This is a genomic window from Amycolatopsis sp. WAC 01375, from assembly GCF_003947325.1.
In the GTDB taxonomy this organism is placed as follows: Bacteria; Actinomycetota; Actinomycetes; order Mycobacteriales; family Pseudonocardiaceae; genus Amycolatopsis.
Window position 1 is genome coordinate 240,547 of record NZ_QHHW01000022.1, and the last position, 25,649, is coordinate 266,195.

The window sequence follows — 25,649 nt, forward strand, 5'->3', positions numbered from 1 at the left end:
CTAGGATCACCTCGTGGAACTGCCCGTGATGCCACCCGTGAAGCCGATGCTGGCCAAGGCCGTGCACGAACTGCCGCGCACGCCGGGGCTGCTGTACGAGCCGAAGTGGGACGGCTTCCGCTGCGTGGTCTTCCGCGACGGTGACGAGGTCGTGCTCGGCTCGCGCAACGACAGGCCGCTGACGAGATACTTCCCCGAACTGGTGGACCTGCTCAAGGACGCGCTGCCCGAGCGCTGCGTCGTCGACGGCGAGATCGTGCTGGTCACCGAAGGCGGGCTCGACTTCGAGGCGCTCCAGTTGCGCCTGCATCCGGCCGCGTCCCGGGTGACCAAACTGGCCGCGGAGACGCCGGCCAGTTTCGTGGTGTTCGACCTGCTCGCCCTCGGCGACCGGGATCTGACGCCGGAGCCGTTCGAGGAGCGGCGGAAGCTGCTCGAAAGCGTCGTCGACACGAAGTTCGCGCGGGTGCATCTCACCCCGCTGTCCGAAGATCCCGACGTCGCCCAGGACTGGTTCACCCGCTTCGAGGGCGCGGGGTTCGACGGTGTGATGGCCAAACCTGCCGACGCACCGTACGAACAGGACAAACGGGTGATGTGGAAGGTCAAGCACCAGCGCACCGCGGACTGCGTCGTCGCCGGATTCCGGTGGCACAAGGACGGGGTCGGGGTCGGATCGCTGCTGCTCGGGCTCTACGACGACGAAGGCGTCCTGAACCACGTGGGCGTGGCCAGCAGTTTCACCGCCGCGAGGCGTCGTGAACTGGTGGACGAACTCGCACCGCTGCGCGAGAACGCGCTGGAGAACCATCCCTGGCGCGAGTGGGCCGAGGCGCACGAAGAGGCGGGCGGCCGCACGCCGGGCGCGGGCAGCCGGTGGGCGCCGAAAAAGGATCTGAGCTGGGAGCCGGTCCGCATCGAGTGGGTCGCCGAGGTCCGATACGAGCACGTCGAGGGCACGCGGTTCCGTCACGGCGGGCGGCTCGTGCGCTTCCGCCCGGACCGTGAACCGGCCTCCTGCACGTACGCGCAGCTCGACGAGGTTCCGCCCGCCGAGCTGGCCACCTTGTTCACCGAGCTGGGGGAAGCATGAAAGCGGAGCCGGTCACGCTGGACCTCGACGGTGTCGAGTTCACGGTGTCCAATCCGGGCAAGGTCTACTTCCCGGAGAACGGCGAGACCAAATTGGACCTCGTCGAGTACTACCGCGCCGTTTCGGGGCCGCTGCTGGCGCAGCTCGGCGGCAGGCCCCTGCTGCTGGAGCGCTATCCGGACGGCGCGGGCGGGAAGTCGTGGTTCCAGAAGCGGGTCCCGAAGAACGCGCCGGACTGGCTGACCACGACGGTGGTGTCCACTCCGAACGGGACCACTTCGGACGCGCTCGTGGCGAAGGACCTCGCCCACGTCGTCTGGGCGGTGAACCAGGGCTGTCTCGGCTTCCACGTCTGGCCGAACCGGGCCGACGCGCCGGACATCAGCGACCAGCTTCGCGTCGACCTCGACCCGTCGCCGGGGATCGGTTTTCCCGAATTGCGGCACGGCGCCGTCCTGACGAAGGCGCTGCTCGACGAGCTGGGCATCGCCGCACAGCTGAAGACCTCGGGCTCGCGCGGCCTGCATCTCTACGTGCCGCTGGAACCGAAGTGGGACGGCTACGAGGTCCGCGCGGCCGCCGTCGCGCTCGCTCGCGAACTCGAGCGCCGCCACCCGGAGGAGATGACGGCGCAGTGGTGGAAGGAAGAACGCGGCTCGCGGGTGTTCGTCGACTTCAACCAGAACGCGCCGCACAAGACGGTGTTCGGCGCGTGGTGCGTGCGGCCGCGGGTCGGCGGCCAGGTGTCGACACCGATCGGCTGGGACGAACTGGACACCGTCGAGCCGGACGAGTTCACGCTGTCCACTGTGCCCGCTCGGCTCGCCGAACGCGGAGACCCTTGGGCGGGAACGAAACCGCAGTCGATCGAACCGCTGCTGGAAATGTCGCGAAAGGACATGGCGAGCGGGCTCATGGACGCGCCATGGCCACCCGTCTACCCGAAGATGCCGAACGAACCGCCCCGGGTCGCCCCGAGCCGGGCGAAGAAGGAGTAGCACGCAATTCGGCACCTGGTTGCGATGGATGCGAAGCGCAAGGATCGCAACCAGGTGCCGAATTGCGGTCAGAGCGGCAGGTCGAAGGCGAGCTGGGTGTGCACGGCGGGTTCGGCCTTGCGGGTGGACCGGTGGCTCGGCAGGGTCGCGGCGCAGCGCGGGCACGGGGCGACGTCGGTGCCGGTGAGATCCACCGGCGTCCACAGGCGGGATTCCTTTTCCCCGCAGGCGGAACGCCGGTAGCGGAGGTCTTCGGAGCGGGTCATCAGGTGCGCGGCGGGGGAGTCCTCCGGCAGCGCGCCGACCAGATACCAGCGTCCGGCGGTGTTCGTCATGGAACTGTCCTCCCGATACAGGTGGTCCAGCTCGAGATTCCTTCCGCAGGCCAGTGTCAACGAGACTCGCCGCGATTCGCGGTATTTCGGCCTTTCGGCGTGTCAGTCCTGAATGAACCGCAGGACGCGCAGCATGCCCCGCTCGTCGACGACCTCGGGATCGTCCGCGACGCACTCCTCGAGACGCGCGGTGACGGCCTCGGTGTCGATTCCTGAGCCGATCAGCACCAGCTCACTCCGGCGCGGCAGGCCGGACGGCCACGCCGACCGTTCCAGCTGGATGAACGAGCCGACCGTGTGCAGGCCGAACCGGGACTGCCGGCCGTTCGGACCGAAGTCGAGGAAACCTTTGATCCGGTAGAGCCCGCCGGGACGCTGTTCGAGGAAGTCCATCAGCCGTCGCGGGTCCAGCGGCCGTTCGGTGGTGAAGGCGACGCTGTCGTACGCGGTGTGGAAGTGGTGCTCGTGGTCGTGCTCTTCCTCGCGCAGGTCGTCGAACGACAGCTGCCCGGCCCGTTCGCGCGGCCGCGCGTCGAAGAATAGGGTGGGGTCGATCCGGCCGTGGGAGGTCGCGATCACCGGCGTGCCGGGCGCGATCTCGTCGATCGTGCCGCGCAGTTTGGCCAGGGTGTCCTCGTCGGCCCGGTCGGTCTTGTTGAGCACGACCAGGTCGGCGAACCCGAGGTGTTCGTCCAGTTCCGGATGCCGCTTCCTGGTCGTCTCGAACTCGGCCGCGTCGACGAGTTCGACCAGCCCGCCGTAGGCGATGGCGGGGTTCTCGCTGGCGATCATCAAGCGGATGAGGTCACGTGGTTCGGCGAGTCCGCTGGCTTCGATCACGATGACGTCGATGCCTGCCTCGGCCTCGGAAAGCTTGGCGAGCATGGCGTCGAGGCCGCTCGCGTCGACGGCGCAGCACAGGCAGCCGTTGCCGAACGACATCATGGTGTCGACCTGGCCCGAGACGGCCATCGCGTCGACCGCGATGCTGCCGAAGTCGTTGACCACGACACCGATCCGCGCGCCCTGCCGGTTGGCCAGCAGGTGGTTGAGCAGGGTGGTCTTGCCGGAGCCGAGGAAGCCCGCGACCAGGATGACCGGAATCCGCCTGTCGACCACGATTTTCCTTTCCGTCGGAGCTTCCCGCACTCTAGCGACGGCGGACGCGCGGCAATACACCGGTCCGGGGAAAGAACAGAAGGGCCTGCGGATGAATACGCTCGAAAGAGTGATTAATGACGATCATAAAGCGATCTTGGGTGAGCGTGATCGTTTCGTGCGGCGCAATTCGGTGAATCTTCCGCGAAGTCGCAGGCAATTCCAAATATTGTCGTCGGCAAGCTTTCTGCCTGCTGAAATGTCAGTGAGGGCGAAGCTTCTGCCATTTGGTGGATAGTGGCCTTCTTTCGGTGGGGTATCGTCTTTCGTCTGGTCCGGACCCGGCCGGCTCGCCGTGCGAGCATGATCCTCCGGGCATTTCCGAGTGCAGGAGGAATGGTGATCGTTCCCGCCGCCGGTGCCGGTGTCGAATTCGGAGAGTGGGAGGCCGAGGTGGCGACGGCCTCCATGCGGGTGACGGATATCCCCCGCTTGCCTCCGGAGGTGGTGTCGCGGGAACGGAGCGTGGACCTGGCCGAGGCGGAGGACTTCCTCCGGCTCTTCCACACCGAAACGGACGGCGGGACCGCGGGACTGGGCGAACGGCTCGACCGGGTCCGCGCCGAGATCCACGCGACGGGGACGTACCGGCACACCGCGGCCGAGGTCGAGTTCGGCGCCCGGGTGGCCTGGCGGAACTCCGCGCGGTGCATCGGCAGGCTGTACTGGCAAGGGCTGAAGGTGCGGGACCGCCGTGACGTCGTCGGCGCCGCCGCCATCGCCGAGGAGTGCGTCGCCCATCTGAGGGAGGCGACCCGAGGCGGCCGGATCCGCTCGACCATCACCGTGTTCGCGCCGGACGGTCCGGCGGGACCCGGCCCGAAGATCCACAACGACCAGCTGATCCGCTACGCGGGCCATCGGCTCGGCGACGGCTCGGTGCTGGGCGATCCGCGCCATGCCGACTTCACCGAAACCGTCCAGGAGCACGGCTGGCGCCCGCCCGAACGCAAGGGCTCCTTCGACGTGCTCCCGCTGCTCATCGAGTCCGAACCGGGGGAGCGGAGTCTGTTCCGGCTGCCGTCGGACGCCGTGCTGGAGGTCCCGTTGTCGCATCCCGACCACCGCTGGTTCGCCGGGCTCGGACTGCGCTGGCACGCGGTGCCGGCGATCAGCAACATGCGGCTGGTCATCGGCGGGATCACCTACCCCGCGGCGCCGTTCAACGGCTGGTACCTCGCCACCGAGATCGGCGCGCGCAACCTGGCCGACACCGACCGCTACGACCTGTTGCCGGTGATCGCGGACCTGATGGGACTGTCGACGAAGTCGGAACGCACCCTGTGGCGCGACCGCGCGCTGGTCGAACTGACGCTGGCCGTCCAGCATTCCTTCGACGCGGCGGGCGTGACCGTCGCCGACCACCACACCGAATCGCGGCGGTTCCTCACGCATATCGCCAAGGAGGAGCGTGCGGGCCGTCGGTGTCAGGCGGACTGGAGCTGGATCGTCCCGCCGCTGTCCGGCGGGCAGACCGCCGTGTTCCACCGCTACTACGACCAACCCGATCCGGCCGCGAGACCGGCGTTCCTGCCTCCCGGGTAGCGCTCCGACGGGTGAAGAGGTGAGCCGAATGCGGCGTGTCGATGGACCGGGCGGTGGCACGGGTCGCGGCCGCGCGGAGAATGGCGGCATGACCGCAGTGCTCGTCGCCCACGCCGGCAGATCCGGTGGGACAAGGGAGATCGCCGAGGTGATCGCCGCCGAACTGCGGGAGGCCGGGCTGACGGCCGATCTGCAGGACGCGGCCGAAGTCGAGGACGTCGAACCGTACGGCGCGGTGATCGTCGGGAGCGCGCTGCACCGCCGGCGCTGGCGCCCCGAGGCGGTGCGGCTGCTCACCGAACACGAAGAGGCGCTCCGGAACCGTCCGGTGTGGTTGTTCCACAGCGGGCCCTGTGGGCCCCTGGCCGCCGGCAAACGGGTGAGCTTGCCCGCGGGGGTCGCCTTGCTGGCCGCGAGGATCGACGCCGAGCGCACGGCCACCTTCGGCGGCAGGCTCACTCCGGCCACCGCGAGCGGCCTGTTCTGGAAGATCATGGCCGCGGGCCCCTGGGCGGGCGACTTCCGTGACTGGCCGTCGATCCGGGCCTGGGCCCGCGACGTCGGCCGCCGCGTGCGCATCCGCGTCACCCTTTGAAGTACCGGTTTCGTCGGTGGCCTGTCGTACGATGCCTTCATGGACAAACGGTTCACTGCGAAGCTGCTCAAAAGCCCGGAGAAGGGCGGCTGGACGTACGTCGTCATGCCCGGCTCCGCCGAGTACTTCGGCACCAAGGGGCTGGTGAAGGTCCGCGGGACCATCGACGGACATCCGTTCCGGAGTTCGTTCATGGCGCTGGGCGACGGCACCCACAAGCTCCCGGTGAAGGCCGATGTGCGCAAGGCGATCGGCAAAGAAGAAGGTGACACGGTGGACGTCGTCCTGCTCGAGCGGCTCGAGGGCTGAGTGGCCGCGGAGTGGAAGCCGTCCCCGGTCATCAAGATCTACGAGGCGCTCGGCGCGGTGGCCGACGGCAGGGTCGAGATCGACGGTGACTCGGCGCGCGTCGCGTCGTCGGACCGGGCCAAGACCTACGACGTCCGCCACGATCCGGCCGCGGGGTCGATCACGGCCAACGACAACGGGTCCTACTGGCAGGGCTATCTCGGCTACCCGGGCATCGCGTACTTGATGGCACGCGGCGTGCTCGCCTACGACAGCGGCCTCACCGCCGGGCTGGCAGGCGTGCCGTGGAAGGAACTCGCCACCCGGTACCGCAACGACTGGGCGAAGGTGGAGAAGCACGTCCGCGACGACCTGGCCGACAAGGGTGTCGATCTGGACCGGTTCGACGCCGGGATCGCGGAGATTTCGAGACGGTTGGAAGCGTTGGCGCTCACCAAGCTTTCCCCGCGGCTACGCCCGCCTAAGTGACTTCTTGCGGCGCGGCCGCAGCCGCATGGCCGGTCCGTGAAGGCCTCCTTGAGGGACCCAGAGTCCCTCAAGGAGGCCTTCACTACCCGCCGATGCGATCCCTGGTGACGCAGCGACCACCGTGATGCCGGCACAGTGCGCCCGCGTCCGGTGCTGAGGTCCGTGAAGGCCTCCTTGGGGGCACCACAGTTGCTTACCCACTACTCGGGGGCTCGCGCTCTGAGATCCCCTTGGTCGTCGTGTGGTCTTAGGCGTAACACGCGTGATTGGAAGCGAAACTCACGTGATTGGAAGCGAAACTCACGGCGGACCCGGTCACGGGCGAGATCGGCCTCCAATCACGCGAGTTACGCGCTCAATCACGCGAGTTACGCCTTCGATCACGCGCGACGCCCATCGGCCTGGTGATGACATCACCTCACGACCCACCCGCCAACCCGCAGGTCAGACGTAGACAGAGGTCCGTGAGGGCCTCCTTCCCTACCTTCAGGGTAGGCAAGGAGGCCTTCACGGCCGATGCTCAGCCGCAGTGTTCCGACGGGCTGTTGTACGTCGTCCCGCCCGCGGAACCGCCCCACTTCACGCATTTGCCCGCGGCGGCCGCCCGCACCGGGCCGGCGAACCACGAGAACGACCCGGAGTCGGTGATCCGGGAAGCCCCGGCCACCTCGAGGTAGGCCGACGTCGCGGTCGCGGTTCCGGTGGCCGCGCTCTTCATCGTGCTGACACAGTTCTGTCCGTTGGAAGCGTTGTAGGACAGGTAAACCGTGCCCGCCGTCCCGAGCGGTTCCGAGTCGATCACGCTGTATCCGCCGCCGCACACCGGGGCTCCGAGCGTGGTCTCGGTGACCGTCGAGAAGCGGATGGTCTCGTTGGCGTTGCCCGCCGGACCCGCTTCGTACAGCACGCCGACCGAACCCGAGGACAGCTGGACCATGTCGGAGTACGCGGCGTCGCCGCTCCACACCAGCGTTCCGGCGGAGTTGCCCTGCCAGTTCGCGCCCTCGTCGAACGAAGACCGGACGACGAGTTCCTTGCGGCGGTCGCAGACCGACGGTGCGGCGAACAGGATCCGGTTGTACTTGCCCGCCTTGTCGGTCGCGGTCATCCGCGCGGTCGAAGCCTGCACCACCGGGGTGATCAGATCCTCCTCGAAGGTGAACTTGGTGGAGAAGCTCGCCCCACCGTCGGAGCTGATGGCGTAGGCGCGGTTCTTCGCGCCGCCGCTGAGGCATTTGTCGCCGTTGTTGGCCTGGTTCCGCGCCGCGGCGTAGACCCGGCCGTCGAGCAGTTCGGTGACGCTGATTTCCTGCGGGTTCAGCGCGGCGGACAACGCCGGGGTGTCGGTGGCGCCGCGCTTCCACGTGACACCTTGGTCGTCGCTGTAGACGAGCGCGCCGCTGTTCTTGCCGTCGATGGTGTAGCTCATCCCGGCGACGATCCGGCCGGCGTGCGCGCCGCGGGTCAGCACGATGCCGTGTGCCGGGCCGGTCGCGAGCCAGCCCGGCGCGGTGCCGAACCCGAGCTGGGTGGTGAGCACCTTGGGCGCGGTCCAGGTCTTGCCGTGGTCGTCGCTGATCGAAACGCGCGGAATCCGGTTGCAGTCGGGGTTCTTGACGCATTCCATCACCGAGAGCAGCACGATCCGCCCGGTGGACGGGATCACGATCGGCGTCGGGTTTCCTTTGGTGTCACCGAAACCTTCGATGACGATCTTCGGTGCGCTCCAGGTCCTGCCGTTGTCCGCCGAGCGTTTCACGACGAGATCGATGTCGCCGCTGTCGTTGCAGAAGCTGGCGCCGCCGTTGCGGCCTTCGGCGAACGCGAGCAGTTCGCCGTTGTTCGCCTTGACGATGGCGGGGATTCTGAAGCAGTCGTAACCTTCTGTTTTCTCTTTGTACACCAACGTGTTCCCGACGGCAGCGGCCGAGATCCGGTCGCCGGTGTCCGTGGTGGCGAGAGAGGTGGCCGGGGATGCGCCGACCGCCGCGGTGGCGACGAGGGCCGCGAACAGGCCCTGTGCGACGCGGGAGATCTTCACGGGAGTGCTCCGTCCTGGATTCGATTCCGGGTGACGGGACATCAGGGTCCTTCCGGCTCGTACAGCCGTCGTACAAGGCGCGTACAACCCGGTTTCGCCTTCTGTGTCAGGTGACGCAGAACGACGGCGGTTTCCCTGCCAAGCTCGTTCCCGTCGGACACGGCGCGAGATCGGGAGGGGGAGGGGCCGATGAAGGTGTTCGATCTCGAGGGGCGAGAGTGGACGATCGATCGCCGGTTCGCGCCGTGGCGCCGGTGGGTCCAGCCGATCGCGGGACTCACCGGCGGTTACCGGCAGCACAAGCTCACCGCGGACTGGAAGTTCCCTGACGACGACAGCATGGAGGAGCCCGAGGGAGAACTCGTGTACAAGGTGGCCCGCGGGCTGATGGGAACGCTGGGCGTCGTGGAGATACTCGTGAACGTTCCGCTGTACTTGCTGCTGGGACTCCTCCTGCTGCCGTTCCTGGCGCTGGAACTGCTGTGCCAGGGCGTCGCGGGTTCCTTCGCGCGGATCGTGCGGTGGTTCCGGAAGGCGCCGACGCGGGTCGACGTCGCCGGATGGCACAAGGAACATCGCAGTCTCGCGTCGCTGACCATCCTCAAGGTGCGTGACGATCTGGCGGTCCCTCTGGTGGCCGAGCTGAGCGGCCTGCTCCGCGGACGCGTCATGTTCGATCCCGGTGATCCGGCCGTGTACGAGGTGCTCACCCGATTCGACGTGCGGGTGGAACGCCATCGGACCTTGCTTCGTCGGAGATCCGTGCGCCGATGAGGGGAGACGCGATGCGGGCGACCGATACCGACGGCGGCGAGTGGCTGATCGTGCGCCGGTTCGCGCCGTGGCTGCGCCGCATCCGCCCGCTCGCCATCGTCACCGAAAGCGAGCGCTACCGGGAGGTGTCGTTCACCCGGCTCCGCGGCCGGTCCGGCGCGGAAGAGCGACTTGGCTTCGAGGACTGGCTGATGCTGGGGTTCGCCGTCGGGCAGGCTGCCGGGCTGGCGCTGATCCTGTCGCCGGTCATCCTGGTGGAACTGGTGGCCTGGGCGGTGACGGGGACGGTCCTCTGGTCGGCGAGGCTGACCGGTCTGGCTCGCGCCCGGATCGACCTCGTCGCGCCGCCGCCTTCCGCGCGCAGCCTCGCGCCGGTGCGGGTGCTGCTGGTGCCGGGGAAGGCCGCGGCCGAGCTCACCCGCGAACTCGTGACGCTGATCGAAACGACGCCGGATTTCGATCCGGGGAACGAGCCGCGCGTACGGAAACTCGGAGCGCGCGTGGAACGGCACTTCGGCCTGCCATGGCGGCTCAGTGGTCGTCGGGTGCCAGCTGCCTGAGGTCGTTCAGGCTCCGGACGACGAGCCGCTGGCGGCCGGTGCTGAGGAGTCCGTCGGCGCGCAGGGTCCGGAGGGTTCGCGCGACGGCTTCCCGCGACGCGGACGCGAGTCCCGCCAGGTCGCGCTGGCTGATCCGCAGGGCGATCAGGATGCCTTCGGGGACGGGCACGCCGTACCGCTCGGCGAGGTCGACCAGGATCGCGGCGATGCGTTCGGCGGCGGTGCTGTCCCCGAATTCGGTGCGGCGCGAGTTGGCGTAGCGCAGGCGGGAGGTGATGATCCGGAGCAGGACGACGGAGATGCCCGGCTGCTCGCGGAGCACGGAGTTGAACGCCCGCGAGGACAGCCACAGTCCGGTGACCGGCTCGACGGCGATCGCGGTTGCCGAGCGCAGGCTGCCGTCCATCGACGCCATCTCGCCGATGATGTCGCCCGGATCGCGGACCGCCAGTACGGCGTCGTAGCCGCCGGTGGACACCGATGTGATCTTGACCCGCCCGGTCATCAGGATCAGCACCCAATCCGACCGGTCACCCTCCCGGATGATCACCGTTCCCGCCGGGTACCGGCGCAGTTCGGCCTCGGCACGCAGCGCCTTGCGCTGGCCGTCGTCGAGCAGTTCCCAGAGCCTGCCGGGTGGGTCGTGCGGCTCCGCCGCCGGCTGTGTCATGCCTTCTCGTCGCCTCCGTGCGCGATCGTACGAGCAGGCCCGGCCGGGCGTTAACCGGGGATCTCTTGGTATGCCTGGGAAAGGCGCTGGACGCCGTCGCGCAGTTGCGCGCCTGTCGCGGCGCTGACGTAGCTCAGCCGCAGATAGGGCCCCGGCGCCTCGGCCGCGAAGTACATCCGGCCGGGGGTGACCGCTACTCCGGCACGGAAAGCGGCGCTGGTCAGCGCCACTTCGTCGGCGAAAGCGGGGAGCGGCTGCCACAGGTGATAGCCCCCGGTCGGGACCGGGACGGCGGTCCAGGACGGCAGGAACTCCCGCAGTGCCGAGACGGCGACGTCGCGGCGTTCCCGCAGCGCGGCGGCGAGGGTCCGCAGATGGCGCGACCAGGCGGGAGAGCTCACCAGTTCGAGCGCGGTTTCCTGAAGTGGCCGCGGTACGAAGAAGCTCTCGACGGCGTGGAGCCCGCGCAGCCGCTCCAGTGCCGGGCCGCGGGCGGCGAGCGCGCTGATCCGCAGGCTCGGTGACGCCGGTTTCGTGAGCGACCGGATGTGCACCACGACGCCGTCGGGGTCGTCGGCCACGAGCGGGGGCGGGGGAGCCGGGCTGCCGGGGTGCGCCATCAGCCGGGCGAAGTCGTCCTCGATGATGAAAGCGCCGGCGTCACGGGCGATCCGCAGGACCTCGGCACGGCGTTCGGCGGACAGCACCGCGCCGGTCGGGTTCTGGAACGCGGGCTGGCAGACGAACAGCCGCGCGCCCGTGTCACGGAAGGCGTCGGCGAGCAGTTCGGGCCGGACGCCGTCGCGGTCGATCGGCACCGGGACCGGCCGCAGTCCCGATGCCCGCGCGATGGCCAGCATCCCCGGATACGTCGGGGATTCCACCAGCACCGGCGCGCCGGGGGCGGCGAGCGCGCGCAACGCCGTGGTCAGCGCGCTCTGCCCGCCCGAGGTGATCAGCACGTTCTCGACGTTCACCGGGCTGCCGATGTCGCGGGCGAACCAGGCCCGCAGTTCGGGCAGGCCACAGATCGGCGGCCGGGTCCACGCGCCTGGGCGGCGTCCGGCGCGGGCCGACGCCGCCGCGAGTTCGCGTTCCGGCTGGAGGCTCGGATGCGTGTAGCCGCCGTTGAGGTCGATGACTCCCGATGGCGGGTCGCTCAGCGCGGCGAGCACGCCGCTCGCGTCGATGGCGCGGGCGCCGGATTGGGAACTCAGCGCCACCTCCTGCCACGACACGTCGCCGGTCACCGTCACTTCGCGGGGTGGCGGGGCACGGAAGACACCGGCGCCGGGACGGGTGATCACCAGGCCTTCGGCGGCCAGGGCGGCGATGGCGCGTGACACCGTCACCGGGCTCACTTTCAGCCGCCGGACCAGCTCCCGACTGGAGGGCAGCTTTCCTTCGATCGGATAGCGCTCCAGCTCAGAACGCAGCTGTGTGGCCAGGCTCGTGACGCTGCTACTATCGGACATGAGACTGGATGATAGCGCTATCGCTGACCGAGCAGTAGCGGTCCGCTCCGGGACCGCGCTGGCGGCGCTGGGGGTCCTCGCCTTCTCGTTCACGTTCCCCGCCACCGTGTGGGCACTCAAAGGCTTCGACGCGTGGACCGCCACCGGGCTGCGCAGTGTCCTGGCCGCGCTGGTCGCCGGCACCTGTCTCCGCGTCTTCCGGGTCCCGCTGCCGAGACGCGATCAGTGGCGTGGCCTCGCCGTGGTCGCACTCGGTTGTGTCCTCGCGTTCCCGATCCTGACCACGCTCGCGTTGAAGACGTCGTCCACGGCGCATTCCGCGGTGGTGATCGGGCTGCTGCCGCTGGCCACCGCCGTCATCTCGTCGAGGCTGACCGGGCACCGGCCGTCCCGCCGGTTCTGGCTCGCCGCCGCGGTGGGCGCGAGCGCGGTCGTGGTGTTCACCGTCGCGCAGAGCGGCGGCGGACTGTCCACAGCGGACCTGTTCCTGTTCGGCGCGCTCGTGCTTTGCGCGTTCGGGTACGCCGAGGGTGGCAGGCTGGCCAGGGAAATGGCGGGCTGGCACGTGATCGCGTGGGCGCTGGTCCTCGCGCTGCCGGTCACCGGCGCGTTCGCCGTCTTCGGGCTCGCGACCGAACCGCTGCACGTCACGGGCGAGGGGATCGCCGGCCTGCTGTACGTCGCGCTCATTTCGCAGTTCGGCGGGTTCTTCGCCTGGTACCGGGGAATGGCCGAAATCGGCGTCGCGCGGGCGAGTCAGTTGCAGCTCGCCCAGCCGCTGCTGACGCTGGTCTGGGCGGTCCTGTTGCTCGGCGAGCACCTTCCGGCCGCCGCGCCGGTGACCGCGCTGATCGTCGTCGCCTGCATCGTGGTCACTCAACGCTCCCGCAGCTAGATCAACGTCGCGAATCCGCCAGACCGCGGTGCCCGCGCGGTGATGGGCTGAAGCACATGACCGCTTCGACCCTCGACGCCTCCGCGCGGACCCCGCTGAAGGGATGGCTCGCCGTCCTCGCGGTGACATTGGGGATCTTCTCCCTCGTCACCACGGAGATCCTGCCGATCGGCCTCCTGACCCCGATCGGCGACGACTTCCGGATCACGCCGGGGACGGCGGGCCTGACCATGACCCTGCCCGGATTCCTCGCCGCGCTCGCCGCCCCCGCGGTCACCGTCGCGGCCGGGCGGCTCGACCGCCGGATCCTGCTGTGCGCGCTGATGGTGGTGCTGGCGCTGGCCGACGTCCTCGCGGCGACCGCGCAGGCCTACTGGGCGATGCTCGTCTCGCGAGTCCTGGTCGGGATGGTGATCGGCGCCTTCTGGGCGATCGGCTCCGGGCTCGCCGAACGGCTCGTCGGCCCTCGGCACGCGGGCAGGGCGACCGCGGTGATCTTCTCCGCCGTGCCACTCGGTTCCGCACTTGGCGTGCCCGCGGGGACGTTCGCCGGCGAGTTGCTCGGCTGGCGAGCGGCGTTCGCGGTGATGACGGTGTTCACGATCGGCGTTCTCGCCGCGCTGGCCCTCTCGCTGCCCCCGCTGCCGTCGCGGGGCGCCACCCGGCTCGGCGTCCTGCGTGAGATGACGCGGGGGCGGGTGACCAGGCTCGGCCTGCTCGTCACGGTCCTGGTCGTGCTCGCCCATTTCGGGACCTACACCTACGTCACGCCGCTCCTGCGCCAGGTGACGCAGGTGGGCCCGGAGCTGATCACCGTCTTCCTGCTCGTCTACGGCACCGCCGGGATCGCCGGCAACTTCGTCGCGGGCGCCGCGATCGCCCGCGATCTCCGGCTGACCTTCCTCGCGGCGGCGGGGTCGATCGGCGTCGCGGCACTCGCGTTGCCGTTTCTCGGTGATTCGAAGCCGGGCGCGCTCGCGCTGCTGGTGGTCTGGGGTTTCGCCTACGGAGCCGTCCCGGTCTGCTCGGGAACCTGGTTCGCGCGAGCGGCACCGCAGGCGCCCGAAGCGGCGTCGGTGCTGTTCACGTCGTCGTTCCAGGCGACCCTCTCGGCGGGGGCGCTCCTCGGCGGGATGGTCGTCGACGCGGTCTCCGTCCCGGCCGTGATGGTCACCGGCGGGGTGATCGCGCTGCTCGCGGCCGCCGTCCTCAGCCGAGCACGGTCAGCGTGACCAGCGCGGTGGTCCCGACCAGGAGGGTGGAGAGCAGACCGAGCAGCAGGGCGCGGCCACCGGTGCGGACGAGCTTGCCGATCCGGACCGCGCAACCCAGGCCGAACAGCGCCCCGGCCAGCAGCAGTGTGCAGGCGATCTTGGCGACGTCGAGCGCGAAACCCGGCACGACGCCGGTGCTGCGCACGGCGGCCATCGCCAGGAAACCGAGGACGAACACCGGGACCAGCGGCGGCCGCTTCCCGTCGGCGGGGCGATGCCGTTCGTGCATCCCGACCGCGGCGACCATCGGGGCCAGCAGGACCACGCGGCTGAGCTTGATCACGATGGCGACCGCGATGGCGGCACCGCCGGCGGGGGTGGCCGCGGCGACGACCTGCGCGACCTCGTGCACGCTGAGCCCGGCCCATTCGCCGATCCGGACCGCGTCGAGCCGCAGCCAGCCGCCGATCAGCGGGACGGCCGCGATGGCGAGCCCGCCGTAGAAGGTGACCAGGGCGACGGCGGTGGCGACGTCGGAGTCTTCGCGTTCGACGACGCCTTCCATCGCGGCGATGGCCGACGCGCCGCAGATGGAGAACCCGGTCGCGACCAGCATCGCCAGGCCACGCGGCACGCCGAGGAGCCTCCCGAGGCCGATCGTGCCGAGGAAGGTGACGCCGACCGTGAGCACCACGGCGAGCAGCGTCCCGGGGCCCAGCGCCAGGACCGAGGGGAGCGAGAGCTGAAGGCCCAGGAGCACGACACCGGCGCGAAGCAGCTTCTTGGTGGTTCCGGAGATCGCCTTCCGGGTCTCGTCCGACAACGACGGCAACGAGCCGGTGAGGATGCCGAGCACGACAGCGATGGTGAGCGCGCTGACGACCGGGAACGCGGTGCCGACCAGATACGCGGCGCCCACCCCGGCGCCGGTGACGGCCACCGCGGTCAGGAAGGGCTTCGTCGGTCTCGCGTGCGTGGTGCTCATGGTTCGAGCGTCGTCCGTACGGGGTGACCTTGGTAGCCGGGAATGCGAGGGGTAGGTCATACACTTGGGCTATGACCACACCCGACCTGGACTCCCTGCGCCTGCTGGTGCTCGTGGACGAGCTCGGCAGTATCGGGCAGGCCGCGGCCAGCCTCGGGATCGCGCAGCCGTCGGCGAGCAAACGGCTGTCCACAGTAGAGCGACGGCTGGGACTGGTGCTGGTCGACCGTACGCGGCGCGGTTCCGCGCTCACTCCCGACGGCCGGGTCATCGCGGGCTGGGCGCATCGGGTGCTCTCCGAACTCGATGGTCTGCTCGACGGCGCCGAAGCGCTGCGCACCCAGCACGAGGCACATCTGCGGGTCGCCGCGAGCATGACGCTGGCCGAGTATCTGGTGCCGGGCTGGATCGGCGAGCTCAAACGCCTCGACCCCGGGCTGTACCTCGGACTGGAGGTCACCAACTCCGACCAGGCCGCCGAACTGGCACGGGAGGGCAAGGTCGATCTCGGGTTCGTCGAGTCGCCCGGCGCGTTGCCAGGGCTGTCGTCCCGGCGGGTCGCCACCGATCACCTGGTCCTCGTCGTGCCCGGAAGTCATCCGTGGGCGCGCAAGCGCCGGCCGGTGACCGCGGCCGAACTGGCGATCACGCCGCTCGTGGTCCGCGAACCGGGTTCCGGGACCAGGGAGACCGTGGACGCCGCGTTGCGCAAGGCCGGTGTCGGTCCGGCGAAACCGTTGCTGGAACTGGGTTCCGCCTCCGCGGTCGGCAACGCGGTGATCGCGGGCGCCGGTCCGGCGGTGATCAGCGAACTCGCCATCGTCCGGGATGTCGCCGAAGGCAGGCTCGTTCCGGTCGCGGTCGACGGGGTCGATTTCGGCCGGGAACTGCGCGCGGTGTGGCCCGCCGGGCGACGGCTCGCCGGTCCGGCCGCGGCGCTGCTGAGCATCGCGGTCCGCACTGCGAAGTCCCGTTGAGTCCTTTCATGAAAGCGGAGTGCCGGACTCCGGGTAACCGGCCGGATGGCGTATCGGAGGCTTTACTCCTCTAGCTCTTGAAAAGCCCGCGTGTAGGGACTCTCCTGGAGGGGTACCAGCTTTTCGAAGGTGTGTCCTCGTGCTGGGAGTCGTCATGACCGCGGTGAAGGCAGCGCCCCGCCCAGACGCCGTCCGCTTCGGCGGGCGAACCCGGGCGCCCAAGGGCAGCGTGTTCCTCAACGTCGTCCGCACCACCGATCACAAGACGATCGGGCTGCTGTACCTCACCACCTCGTTCGGGTTCTTCGTCGCCGGCGGTTTCATGGCGCTGCTGATGCGCGGTGAACTGGGCAGGCCGGGGATGCAGTTCCTGTCGCAGGAGCAGTACAACCAGCTGTTCACCATGCACGGCCTCATCATGCTGCTGCTGTACGCGACACCGAACCTCTTCGCCTTCGCCAACTACATCCTGCCGCTGCAGATCGGGTCCCCGGACGTCGCTTTCCCGAGGCTGAACGCGTTCTCCTACTGGCTCTACCTCTTCGGCGGGCTGATGGTGCTCAGCTCGTTCCTCACCCCGGGTGGCGCGCCCGACTTCGGCTGGACGATGTACACGCCGCTGTCCAACGCCGCGCACACCCCGGGCGTTGGCGCCGATCTGGTGATCATGGGCCTGATCGTGTCCGGACTCGGGACGATCCTCGGCGCGGTCAACATGGTCACCACGATCCTCTGCCTGCGCGCACCCGGAATGACCATGTGGCGGTTGCCGCTGTTCACCTGGAACATCCTGTTCACCACGATCCTGATCCTGGCGGTCTTCCCGATCCTCACCGCGGCGCTGTTCGGCCTGATGGCGGACAGAAGGCTCGGCGCGCACGTCTTCGATCCGGCCAACGGCGGGGCGATCCTGTTCCAGCACCTGTTCTGGTTCTTCGGGCATCCCGAGGTGTACATCGTCGCGTTGCCGTATTTCGGCATCATCACCGAGATCGTCCCGGTGTTCAGCCGGAAACCGCTGTTCGGCTACAAACTCATGGTGTTCGCGACGATCGCGATCACCGCCCTGTCCTTCGCCGTGTGGGCGCACCACATGTTCGCCACCGGTGCGGTGCTGCTGCCGTTCTTCTCCATCATGACCTTCCTCATCGCGGTACCGACCGGGATCAAGTTCTTCAACTGGATCGGCACCATGTGGAAGGGGCAGCTCACCTTCGAATCACCGATGCTGTGGTCGATCGGCTTCATGGTGACGTTCCTGCTCGGCGGGCTGACCGGGATCATCCTCGCCGCGCCACCGCTGGACTTCCACATCCACGACACCTACTTCGTGGTGGCGCATTTCCACTACGTCCTGTTCGGCACCATCGTGTTCGCCACCTTCGCCGGCATCTACTTCTGGTTCCCCAAGATGACCGGGCGGATGCTCGACGAGCGGCTCGCGAAACTCCATTTCTGGACCACCTTCATCGGCTTCCACACGACGTTCCTCGTCCAGCACTGGCTCGGCAACCAAGGCATGCCGCGCCGCTACGCCGACTACCTGAGCAGCGACGGTTTCACCTTGCTGCACACCATTTCCACGATCGGCGCGTTCCTGCTCGGCGCGTCGGTGCTGCCGTTCGTCTGGAACGTCGTGCGCAGCTACCGGTTCGGGGAGGTCGTCGAAGTCGACGACCCGTGGGGACACGGGAACTCCCTGGAATGGGCGACGACCTGTCCGCCGCCCCGGCACAACTTCCACGACCTGCCGAGGATCCGGTCCGAACGGCCCGCGTTCGAACTCCACTACCCCCACATGATCCCCCGGCTGCGCGCCGAGGGGCACACCACCCCGTTCCAGCGTCGCGATCAGCCCACCCCGTCGGAACTGGTGGCGGACAAGGCGCTGAAGGACGACACCGCCTGACCGAGGGAATGAGGTACCGCGCATGATCCCCATGGACGTCGAAGGGATGGCAGTCCTGGCTCCGGAAGCGGCGCCGGTGATGTTGCTGCGGGAGAGGGAGGGCGAACGCCGCTGGCTGGCGATCACGATCGGCGGCCCCGAGGCGAGTGCGGTGGCGCTCGCGCAGGAGAAGATCCGGCTGCCCCGGCCCGGCACGATCGAACTGATCGGCCAGGTGGTCGAATCGTTCGGGCACCGGGTCACCGGTGTCCAGGTCACCGCGCTGCGGGACGGCATCTTCTTCGCCGACCTGGTGCTCGATTCCGGAATCCGCGTCTCGGCCCGGCCGAGTGACGCGGTCGCGATCGGCCTGCGGGCCGGAGTCGGGATCGAGGTGGCGGACGCGGTGCTCGAGGTCGCTTCCGTACGGGTCGAGATCATGGGCTCCGGACCCGACGCGGAACTGCCGTCGGTGCCGCCGGACCCGGTCGCGCAGGAGCGGGAGGTCGAGGAGTTCAGGGCGGCGCTGGACAAGATCGTGCCCGAGGACTTCGGGGACCTGCCTCCCGAACCTGGACCTGGCCACTGACCCGTGCAATGAAGGGGCCTTTCATAGCAAATTTTGCTATGAAAGGCCCCTTCATTGCGGTTAAGTACTACTTCTTCGCCAGGCCCTGTTCGATCGCCTCGATGATGCGCGGCCGCATCTCGGCCGCGCTGATGATCGCGTCCACCGAGCCGACCTTCACCGCGCGCTCGATGCTGTGCACGCCGTCGAACTCGGCCGCGACCGCGCCCAGCTTCTCGGACCGCACCGACGACTGGAGCTCCGCCAGTTCCGCGGCCAGCGCGGCGCGTTCGGCACCGGTCGCCCCGCCGACCTTCTCGGTGAGCGATCGCACCCGCGGGTCCGCCGCCGTCCGCGCGTTGACCTCACCGGCGAACACGACCGCCGCGGCGGGCGCGCCACCGAGCACGGAGGCGAACGAGCCTTCCAACGCCAGCACCGTCATGTTCGGGTTCAGCGCCTTCGAGAACACTACGAACGCGCCACCGTGGTACCGCGAGATCACGGTGAACACGATCGGGCCTTCGAAGTTGACGATCGCCCGGCCGATCTCCGCGCCGTACTCCAGTTGCAGCTTCCGCATCGACTCCGGCGAACCGTCGAAACCGGACAGGTTCGCCAGCACCACGAGCGGCCGGTTGCCGCTGGCCGCGTTGATCGCCCGCGCCGCCTTCTTCGACGACCGCGGGAACAGGGTGCCCGCGGTGTAGGTGTCCGGTCCGTCGGTGGGCGGGAAGCCGCGGCGCGGCACCGAACGCGACTCGATCCCGAGCAGGCACACCGGCCGCCCGCCGAGGTGCACGTCCTGCACGGCCGCGGTCTCCGCGTCCGCCATTCCCGGCCAGCGCTCCAGCACCGGGTGGTCCTGATCCGACAGCGCGCGCATCACGGTGCGGATGTCGAACGGCTTCTTGCGGTCGGGGTTGGCCTCCCGCGAGAAGATCTGGCCGACCGTGGTGAAGTCGCTGTCGACGGCCGCGTGCGGGAACGACGAGACGTCCCGGTCGATCGGGTCGTTCGTGACCGCCTTGCGGGGACCGGATTCGCCCGGCGCCACGTAGGTGTGGTCGTAGTGCGACATCAGCACGTCCCGCGCCGCGGCGAGGTTCGGCGCCCAGTACTGCGCCTGGCCGTTCGGGCCCATGACACGGTCGTAACCGCCGATGCCGAAGTTGTCCTCCGCCGAGACACCGCCGGAGAAGTCGAGCGACTGCTTGCCGGTCAGCACCATCGCGGAATCCGGCGTCATCACCAGGATTCCCTTGGTGTGCATGAGCATCGTCGCTTCGGCGTTCCAGTACGGCTGGGCGCCGACGTTGATCCCGGCGACCACGATGTTGATCTCGCCGCCGTTCTGGGTGAAGTGCACGATCCGCTTGAGCGCGGCCGCGACCCAGTCCATGTTCTCGGTGCCGGACTCCATCGAGATCCGGGCACCCGCCGAGAGCGCGTACCACTCCAGCGGGACCCGCAGCCGCTCGGCGAGATCCAGCGCCGCGATCACCCGCGAGCACTCCGGCTCCGACAGCGCGCCGAGCGCCTTCGTCGGGTCGCCCAGCAGCACGACGCGCTGGACACCCTCTGGGTAACGCTCGGTCGGCGTGGTGACCACACCGGCGACGATCGCCGCCTTGTTGCGCCCCTTCTTCCGGTCGACCGGAACCAACGTATTGGTGTCGTCCATGTCGTACTCGGTGAACGAGCCGAGCATCTCGGTCAGCTCGTACGGGTACACCGTGTCGCGGCGGCGGGCGCGCAGGACGTTCTGGCGGTAGTCGTCGAGCGGGAGGATCGGCTCGGTGACGGGTTCGGACACCGACATCTGCACGCCACCGCTGACGTCGTAGCCGATCCGCACGGCGACCTCGTTGACCTCACCGGTCGCGCGGTCACGCTGCCTGCCGAGGAACTGGACCTCTTCGAGACCCGCGCCCGCCGTCGACGGCTGCACACGCTGGGCGACCGTGTCCAGCTCTTCGCCGGTGAGCTCACTGGTCGGCCACACGTACAGCATGATCCGGTTGGTGTCGAAACGCTTCCTCGGCGGAAGCTTCGCCTGCACCCCGCGGATCGCGTCGAGGCAGCCCGCCAGCGTGCCTTCGACCGCGGGCAGGGCCAGCAGCTTGCCGTCGTTGTCCCGCAACGGGGTCAGGTCACGGACCTGGGCGAGCGCGACCAGCCGCTGATCGGACGGGTTCATCGGCGAGACGCACTTGAACAGGTAGACGTCCTCGTCGCCGGACGGCAACCGGGTGAGGTCGAAGTTCGCCAGCCGCTGCAACTGCATCCGCTGCGCGATCAGCGGGTGCAGGCCGCGGATCAGCCGCTCTTCGCTGAACCCGGTCGAGGACGGGCGGAAGGTGAAGTGGTGGTGCATCACCGCGCCGCCGTGTCCGGCGACCGTGGTGGTGATCCGCCGGACGCGGCTGGGCAGCGACCCGGCCACGAGGACCTCGCGCAGCCCGGCCGCCATCGCGTCGTCGTCGGCCGACTCGTCGTCCCACGTCAGGTAGAGGTCCGCCTCGACGTCGGTGTCGGCGGGCAGTTTCGCGGCGAGATCGGCGACCGCCTCGATCGCCCCTGGCAGCCCGGCGCGGTCGACGGCGGTGGTCGCCATGTGGAACCGCTCGTTCTCGTCGGTGTAGTCACCGGTGACGAAGGTGCAGCCGCCGACGGTGACCTGCTGGACACCGGTGAGCGCGCGGTTGCCGTAGTAGCGGCGGCTCAGCACCTCCAGCAGCGGGGTGTGATCGGTGCCGGGGCGGCCGATCCGCTGCCCGAGCAGGCGCACCAGCGGTTGCGCGCTGGCCAGCATGCTCGCGATCCGCTCGGCGCGGTCCGGAGAATCCGGATGCCGGTCGAGGTGGCTCAGGTGTTTGCGGACCTCGCTGTACACCTCGGCGCGGGTGCGGCGGAGCAGTGGCTGGGCGAACCAGCGGAACACCACGCTGCGCGCCAGGTCGCCGACCACCGGGAAACGGAGCTGGGTGGCGGCGATGAGCGCCTCCAGCGCCTTACCCGCCGGCTCGCGCATCGACTCGAAAGGCTGCGGCTCGGTGAGCCACTGCCGCAGCAGTGCGGTGACGATCGCGACGTCGGACGAGGTCCGCTGCTGGGCGAGGAAGATACGGAAGACCGCCTCCTCCAGTTCCGGCGTCCGCTCCAGATCCTCGATGCCGTAGTGCGCCAGCACCTTCTTGAGCTTGTTCTGGAACGACTCGGACAGGCCGGCGCGTTCGACATCGAGGCTCTGCAGGTAGGCGTGGAAGAACTCGCGGGAGCTGTGCACCCGGGTGTCCGTCTTGACCTCCTCGCGTGCCGGCTTGTTGCGCATCAGCTCGGACAGGTCGGCGAAGACGGTCAGCAGTTCGACCTCGCCCTCCAGCGGGCGGTCGCCGTTGTCCTCCAGTTCGGCACGGGCGGCCAGGTACGCGCTGAGCGTGCGGCGTTCGTCGTGCGGGTCGACGTCGAAGCCGAGCAGGAGGCTGCGCAGATCCTGCTGTCCCCGCGTGATCCGCTGCGCGGCCGACGTTCCGCCCGGTTCGGCGGGCAGCTCGATCTCGACACTGCCCTTGTCCTCGGCGACCTCGGCGCCTTCCTCCGCCAGCGGCTCGAGCCGCAGCAGGGGAGCGCCGGTCTCGACCTGGCTGCCGACCGAGACGACGCACTCACGCAGCTTCGCGCGGAACGGCGCGCGGAGCACCGTCTCCATCTTCATGCTTTCCAGCACCAGTACGGGCGCGCCTGCCTCGACCTCCGCGCCGACCTCCAGCGGCGTCGCGACGACGAGCGCGGGCGCGGGGGAGCGGACGACGCCGCCCTCGTCCCGGCTGACACGGTGGGTGACGCCGTCGACTTCGATCAGGTGGATCGGCCCGTGCGTGCCGGTGACGAGGCGGAACCGGGTGCCGTTGACGGTGATCTGGCCGGTGTGCTCGTCGAACCGGTCGACCTCGACGTCGGCGGGGTGGATGTCGCCGCCGCCCGCCGAGACACCGACGCGGAACCGGCGGTGGCCGATCCGGGCGACACTCACGCGGTACGCGGCGCCGCGCAGCTTGAGGTCGAGCGGACGGCCGCTCTCGTGCTGAACCTGCGGGCGGCCACCGTGTGCGGTGGAGAGAAGTCGTTGGCGCTCAACGGCTTCCTCGTCTTCGTAGGCCTCGATCGCGGCGGCCGCGAGCGCGATCGCCGAGTGGCGATGCGTGACCAGCTTGCCTTCGCCGCGAACCCGGTCGATCCAGCCGGTGTCGGCGGAACCGTCGATCACCTCGGGCTGGTCGAGCAGGTCGAGCACGAAACTCTTGTTGGTCGCGCCGCCCTCGATGATGACCGTGGTCTGCGCCATCGCGCGGCGCAGACGGCCGAGCGCCTCGTCACGGTCGCGGCCGTAGGCGATGATCTTCGCGATCATCGAGTCGAAGTCGGCCGGGATCGTGTCGCCTTCGCTGACCCCGGTGTCGACCCGGATACCGGGGCCGGCGGGCAGGTCCAGACGCGCGATGCGGCCGGGCGACGGCGCGAAGTCGCGATCCGGGTCCTCGGCGTTGAGCCGTGCCTCGACGGCGTGACCGGATTCGGCGGGCTGGGGGCCTTCGAGCTTGCCGCCGGCGGCGACGTGCAGCTGGGCCTTGACCAGGTCCATGCCGGTGGTCAGCTCGGTGATCGGGTGCTCGACCTGAAGGCGGGTGTTGACCTCGAGGAAGGCGAACAGCTTGTCGCCGGGGTGGTAGAGGAACTCCACCGTCCCGGCGCCGCTGTAGCCGACCGCGAGCGCGAGCCGCTCGGCGGACCGCTTGAGCTCGTCGGCCTGCTCGAGGCTGAGCACGGGGGAGGCGGACTCCTCGATGATCTTCTGGTTGCGCCGCTGCACCGAACAGTCGCGGACGCCGAGCGCCCACGCGGTGCCCTGGCCGTCGGCGATGACCTGGACCTCGACGTGCCGGGCGCCGGTGACCAGACGCTCCAGGAACACGACGCCGCTGCCGAAGGCGCGCTCGGCCTCCAGGCTGGTGCGCTCGTAGGCGTCCTCGAGCTCGTCCGCGGAGGTGATCACGCGGATACCGCGGCCGCCACCGCCCGCGGTCGCCTTGAGCATCAGCGGGTAGCCGATCTCGTCGGCGGCCTTGATGGCGGCGTCGAGATCCGCCACGGCACCGCGGCTCCACGGCGCCACCGGCACACCGACCTCTTCGGCGATCAGCTTCGCGCCGATCTTGTCGCCGAGCTTGCGCATCGCGTCCGCACTCGGCCCGATGAAGGTGACACCCAGCCGCTCACACAACTCGGCGAAGGCCGGATCCTCCGCCACGAACCCCCAGCCGACCCAGGCCGCGTCGGCCCCGGTTTCGGTCAACGCCCGCTCCAGCACGGCGAAGTCCAGATACGGACGCGCCGACGCCGGACCCAGGTTGTGGCTGATGTCGGCTTCCCGCACGAACGTCGCCGACCGGTCCGCGTCCGTGTAGAGCGCGACGGTCTCGATCCGCCGTCCGGTCTCCGCCGAGAGCTCGCGGACGGCGTGGATGAGCCGCATCGCGGCTTCTCCGCGGTTGACGATGGCGACACGACTGAACACCGACTGAGCCTCCCAAATGCGCGACACTGTCCCACCGGATCACGCGCGGGGCAGTCTTCTGTACCTGTCTAACAGCCTGCCTCTTACCGGCCGGTACGAGAATGTCGTCGGTGGCGCATGCCGAGGGCCGGGTCTTGTAGGAACCCGCCAAAAAGTGGCCTGGAACACCTCGTCGAGGGGCCCGATGACGTCATGAAGTGGACAACTGGGGGTTCGGCTTGGTAGCCGGGTTCGCGAGGTGTCATCCGGTGTTCACGCCGGTTTCATCGGGTGGGGTTCCCGTCGTTTGGCCGGTGAGGGATGAGTGGCCGGTTTTCGGCTGGTGGTTCCGGGGTCGGGCAGTGGCTGCTCGGGATGCCTCAGGGGTGAATCTCCGGCGTGGGTTTCGGGTGGCGACGTTTGTCCGGGCGTCGCGTCGTCGTTTTCTCTGGCGACGCCCAGGTAGGCCGGATCGGGAGGGTCGAGGAGGCGGTTGCGGGCCATCGTGGTCGGACTCGGGCGAGGCACGTCCAGTCAAGGGGACAGTGGTTCCTCGGGTCGAGGGCGCAGCGACGGTGCGGAAGACAGCCGTTGCCGTTTTCCGGCGATGGTTCAGAACGGTGGTGGTTCGGTGGCTGGGCGGGGTTCGTGCAGTGGTGGAGGCGAACTGTCGTAACGCTGTCCAGTTGGGGTGGTGACGGTGAGAGTGCCGTCTGGGGCGAGGGAGTAGGTCCAGCCGGGTTCGTCTTTGAGTCGGTGGTCGCGGCGGCACAGGTCGATCAACTCATCGGCGTTGGTGTGGCCGCCGAACTGCCACGGCACGACATGGTCGAGGTCGCAGGCTTGGGCGGGACGGTGGCAGCCGGGTCTTCGGCACTCACGATCCCGTACCCGCACGAACTCGCCCACCCCCGCCGTGGGCCGATACCGATCCCGCCCCAAATCCAGTACCTGCCCCGACAACGGATCCGTGATGATCCGCCGCAGTACCGTGTCCGGCCCACTGGCGATCTCCCGCGCCAGCGACGCCGGGATGTGTCCGTGCCCGGCCAGTTCCGCCGGATCCTCGTTCACGCCGAGGTAAGTGTTCAGATCCATATAGAGGAATACCTCCGCCCGCTCGCTCTTGCCGCCCTGGCCGCCGAGCAGGAGGTCCAGGGCGACGTCGGCGCGGAGCTGGTCCAGGGTGCGAGTCTCCCCGCCGGTCTTGAGGGCGCGTGCTTCCCGATCGATCCGGGTGTAGGCGGCGGCGACTTTCTCCACCGGGCCGTCCTCGACCTCGATCGACGCCACTCCTGCCTCACCGTGGCGCAGGGTGAGGCGGCGGCCCGCACGGGAATGCTCAGACCGGCGAGAAGCACCCTCCCGGTCCACCGTCATCGCCGCATGACTCGCCGCTTTGCGGATCTGCTCGGAGTTCTTCCCCTCCAGGCGATCCTCCAACAGAGCGTCTGCGGCCCGGGCGTCTTCGTCGGAGAGCCATGAGGTGGCCGCCGCGATCTTCGCCGCCCCGAACCCATTCACCAAACCCCGGTCCATCAACC

The 25,649-nt window shown here is 69.2% G+C and carries 21 protein-coding genes; 13 read left to right on the plus strand and 8 right to left on the minus strand.

The window, feature by feature from the left end; all coding sequences use genetic code 11:
• Positions 1-13: 13 nt before the first annotated feature.
• Positions 14-1,093, plus strand: coding sequence for an ATP-dependent DNA ligase (locus DL991_RS11985; RefSeq protein ID WP_199753927.1), 1,080 nt, complete (start codon positions 14-16; stop codon positions 1,091-1,093).
• On the plus strand, positions 1,090-2,091 hold the full coding sequence (ligD, locus tag DL991_RS11990; protein ID WP_125783958.1) for a non-homologous end-joining DNA ligase: 1,002 nt from the start codon (positions 1,090-1,092) through the stop codon (positions 2,089-2,091). Before DL991_RS11985 ends, ligD begins: the two co-directional genes overlap by 4 nt.
• 68 nt (positions 2,092-2,159) lie before the next feature.
• On the opposite strand, the gene DL991_RS11995 is transcribed toward ligD, so the two are convergent.
• The gene (locus DL991_RS11995) at positions 2,160-2,426 is read right to left on the minus strand and encodes a hypothetical protein (RefSeq protein WP_125783960.1); all 267 of its coding nucleotides are present in this window, start codon (positions 2,424-2,426) and stop codon (positions 2,160-2,162) included.
• Positions 2,427-2,528: 102 nt separating this feature from the next.
• Positions 2,529-3,545: a GTP-binding protein gene (locus DL991_RS12000; RefSeq protein ID WP_125783962.1), complete on the minus strand. Its 1,017-nt coding sequence runs from the start codon at positions 3,543-3,545 to the stop codon at positions 2,529-2,531.
• Positions 3,546-3,920: 375 nt separating this feature from the next.
• Between DL991_RS12000 and DL991_RS12005 the strand changes: the two genes are divergently transcribed.
• The 4 genes from DL991_RS12005 (at position 3,921) to DL991_RS12020 (ending at position 6,501) form a co-directional block, all read left to right on the plus strand.
• Entirely contained in the window at positions 3,921-5,129 is a 1,209-nt protein-coding gene (locus DL991_RS12005; protein WP_199753928.1) for a nitric oxide synthase oxygenase, read from the plus strand.
• Positions 5,130-5,217: 88 nt separating this feature from the next.
• Positions 5,218-5,724: a flavodoxin domain-containing protein gene (locus DL991_RS12010; protein ID WP_199746320.1), complete on the plus strand. Its 507-nt coding sequence runs from the start codon at positions 5,218-5,220 to the stop codon at positions 5,722-5,724.
• A 39-nt stretch (positions 5,725-5,763) separates the two neighbouring features.
• Complete coding sequence (locus DL991_RS12015) at positions 5,764-6,033, plus strand: DUF1905 domain-containing protein (protein WP_125783966.1); 270 nt, start codon at positions 5,764-5,766, stop codon at positions 6,031-6,033.
• The gene (locus DL991_RS12020; RefSeq protein ID WP_125783968.1) at positions 6,034-6,501 is read left to right on the plus strand and encodes a hypothetical protein; all 468 of its coding nucleotides are present in this window, start codon (positions 6,034-6,036) and stop codon (positions 6,499-6,501) included.
• Positions 6,502-7,021: 520 nt separating this feature from the next.
• On the opposite strand, the gene DL991_RS12025 is transcribed toward DL991_RS12020, so the two are convergent.
• The gene (locus DL991_RS12025) at positions 7,022-8,542 is read right to left on the minus strand and encodes an exo-alpha-sialidase (protein WP_125783970.1); all 1,521 of its coding nucleotides are present in this window, start codon (positions 8,540-8,542) and stop codon (positions 7,022-7,024) included.
• A gap of 189 nt (positions 8,543-8,731) precedes the next feature.
• Here DL991_RS12025 and DL991_RS12030 point away from each other — a divergent pair, with 189 nt between their 5' ends.
• Positions 8,732-9,316 carry a hypothetical protein gene (locus DL991_RS12030; protein ID WP_125783972.1) on the plus strand — a complete coding sequence of 195 codons (585 nt, stop codon included), beginning with the start codon at positions 8,732-8,734 and terminating at the stop codon, positions 9,314-9,316.
• 11 nt (positions 9,317-9,327) lie between these two features.
• Positions 9,328-9,876 carry a hypothetical protein gene (locus DL991_RS12035; RefSeq protein ID WP_125783974.1) on the plus strand — a complete coding sequence of 183 codons (549 nt, stop codon included), beginning with the start codon at positions 9,328-9,330 and terminating at the stop codon, positions 9,874-9,876.
• Here DL991_RS12035 and DL991_RS12040 read toward each other — a convergent pair.
• Entirely contained in the window at positions 9,848-10,546 is a 699-nt protein-coding gene (locus DL991_RS12040; RefSeq protein WP_125783976.1) for a Crp/Fnr family transcriptional regulator, read from the minus strand. The two genes, DL991_RS12035 and DL991_RS12040, sit on opposite strands and share 29 nt — an antisense overlap.
• A gap of 50 nt (positions 10,547-10,596) precedes the next feature.
• Positions 10,597-12,021: a PLP-dependent aminotransferase family protein gene (locus DL991_RS12045; protein WP_125783978.1), complete on the minus strand. Its 1,425-nt coding sequence runs from the start codon at positions 12,019-12,021 to the stop codon at positions 10,597-10,599.
• Here DL991_RS12045 and DL991_RS12050 point away from each other — a divergent pair.
• Entirely contained in the window at positions 12,020-12,916 is an 897-nt protein-coding gene (locus DL991_RS12050; protein WP_125783980.1) for a DMT family transporter, read from the plus strand. The two genes, DL991_RS12045 and DL991_RS12050, sit on opposite strands and share 2 nt — an antisense overlap.
• Before the next feature lie 56 nt (positions 12,917-12,972).
• Positions 12,973-14,148: an MFS transporter gene (locus tag DL991_RS12055; protein ID WP_125783982.1), complete on the plus strand. Its 1,176-nt coding sequence runs from the start codon at positions 12,973-12,975 to the stop codon at positions 14,146-14,148.
• Here the strand turns inward: DL991_RS12055 and DL991_RS12060 are convergent.
• Positions 14,126-15,115 (minus strand): YeiH family protein, encoded by a 990-nt coding sequence (locus DL991_RS12060; protein WP_125783984.1) that lies wholly within the window; start codon positions 15,113-15,115, stop codon positions 14,126-14,128. The two genes, DL991_RS12055 and DL991_RS12060, sit on opposite strands and share 23 nt — an antisense overlap.
• 71 nt (positions 15,116-15,186) lie before the next feature.
• On the opposite strand from DL991_RS12060, the gene DL991_RS12065 reads away from it, so the two are divergent.
• From DL991_RS12065 to DL991_RS12075, 3 genes are all read left to right on the plus strand, one after another.
• The gene (locus DL991_RS12065) at positions 15,187-16,092 is read left to right on the plus strand and encodes a LysR family transcriptional regulator (RefSeq protein ID WP_125783986.1); all 906 of its coding nucleotides are present in this window, start codon (positions 15,187-15,189) and stop codon (positions 16,090-16,092) included.
• Between the two features lie 154 nt (positions 16,093-16,246).
• Complete coding sequence (gene ctaD / locus DL991_RS12070) at positions 16,247-18,001, plus strand: cytochrome c oxidase subunit I (RefSeq protein ID WP_370306121.1); 1,755 nt, start codon at positions 16,247-16,249, stop codon at positions 17,999-18,001.
• A gap of 22 nt (positions 18,002-18,023) precedes the next feature.
• Positions 18,024-18,569, plus strand: a complete 546-nt coding sequence (locus tag DL991_RS12075; protein ID WP_125783990.1) for a bifunctional nuclease family protein — start codon at positions 18,024-18,026, stop codon at positions 18,567-18,569.
• A gap of 67 nt (positions 18,570-18,636) precedes the next feature.
• Here DL991_RS12075 and DL991_RS12080 read toward each other — a convergent pair whose 3' ends face one another.
• A complete protein-coding gene (locus DL991_RS12080) occupies positions 18,637-24,126 on the minus strand; it encodes a carboxyl transferase domain-containing protein (RefSeq protein WP_125783992.1) in 5,490 nt (1,829 codons plus the stop codon).
• A gap of 591 nt (positions 24,127-24,717) precedes the next feature.
• Positions 24,718-25,649 (minus strand): HNH endonuclease signature motif containing protein (locus DL991_RS12085; RefSeq protein ID WP_148106362.1); only part of this gene is annotated, 932 nt, incomplete at its 5' end.

What these genes read in the sequence shown, in the direction of transcription:
- ligD (WP_125783958.1), top strand. Translation starts at nt 1,090, where the DNA reads ATGAAAGCGGAGCCGGTCACGCTGGACCTCGACGGTGTCGAGTTCACG.
- DL991_RS11995 (WP_125783960.1), bottom strand. Translation starts at nt 2,426, where the DNA reads ATGACGAACACCGCCGGACGCTGGTATCTGGTCGGCGCGCTGCCGGAG.
- DL991_RS12005 (WP_199753928.1), top strand. Translation starts at nt 3,921, where the DNA reads ATGGTGATCGTTCCCGCCGCCGGTGCCGGTGTCGAATTCGGAGAGTGG.
- DL991_RS12010 (WP_199746320.1), top strand. Translation starts at nt 5,218, where the DNA reads ATGACCGCAGTGCTCGTCGCCCACGCCGGCAGATCCGGTGGGACAAGG.
- DL991_RS12015 (WP_125783966.1), top strand. Translation starts at nt 5,764, where the DNA reads ATGGACAAACGGTTCACTGCGAAGCTGCTCAAAAGCCCGGAGAAGGGC.
- DL991_RS12030 (WP_125783972.1), top strand. Translation starts at nt 8,732, where the DNA reads ATGAAGGTGTTCGATCTCGAGGGGCGAGAGTGGACGATCGATCGCCGG.
- DL991_RS12035 (WP_125783974.1), top strand. Translation starts at nt 9,328, where the DNA reads ATGCGGGCGACCGATACCGACGGCGGCGAGTGGCTGATCGTGCGCCGG.
- DL991_RS12040 (WP_125783976.1), bottom strand. Translation starts at nt 10,546, where the DNA reads ATGACACAGCCGGCGGCGGAGCCGCACGACCCACCCGGCAGGCTCTGG.
- DL991_RS12050 (WP_125783980.1), top strand. Translation starts at nt 12,020, where the DNA reads ATGAGACTGGATGATAGCGCTATCGCTGACCGAGCAGTAGCGGTCCGC.
- DL991_RS12045 (WP_125783978.1), bottom strand. Translation starts at nt 12,021, where the DNA reads ATGTCCGATAGTAGCAGCGTCACGAGCCTGGCCACACAGCTGCGTTCT.
- DL991_RS12055 (WP_125783982.1), top strand. Translation starts at nt 12,973, where the DNA reads ATGACCGCTTCGACCCTCGACGCCTCCGCGCGGACCCCGCTGAAGGGA.
- DL991_RS12060 (WP_125783984.1), bottom strand. Translation starts at nt 15,115, where the DNA reads ATGAGCACCACGCACGCGAGACCGACGAAGCCCTTCCTGACCGCGGTG.
- DL991_RS12065 (WP_125783986.1), top strand. Translation starts at nt 15,187, where the DNA reads ATGACCACACCCGACCTGGACTCCCTGCGCCTGCTGGTGCTCGTGGAC.
- ctaD (WP_370306121.1), top strand. Translation starts at nt 16,247, where the DNA reads ATGACCGCGGTGAAGGCAGCGCCCCGCCCAGACGCCGTCCGCTTCGGC.
- DL991_RS12075 (WP_125783990.1), top strand. Translation starts at nt 18,024, where the DNA reads ATGATCCCCATGGACGTCGAAGGGATGGCAGTCCTGGCTCCGGAAGCG.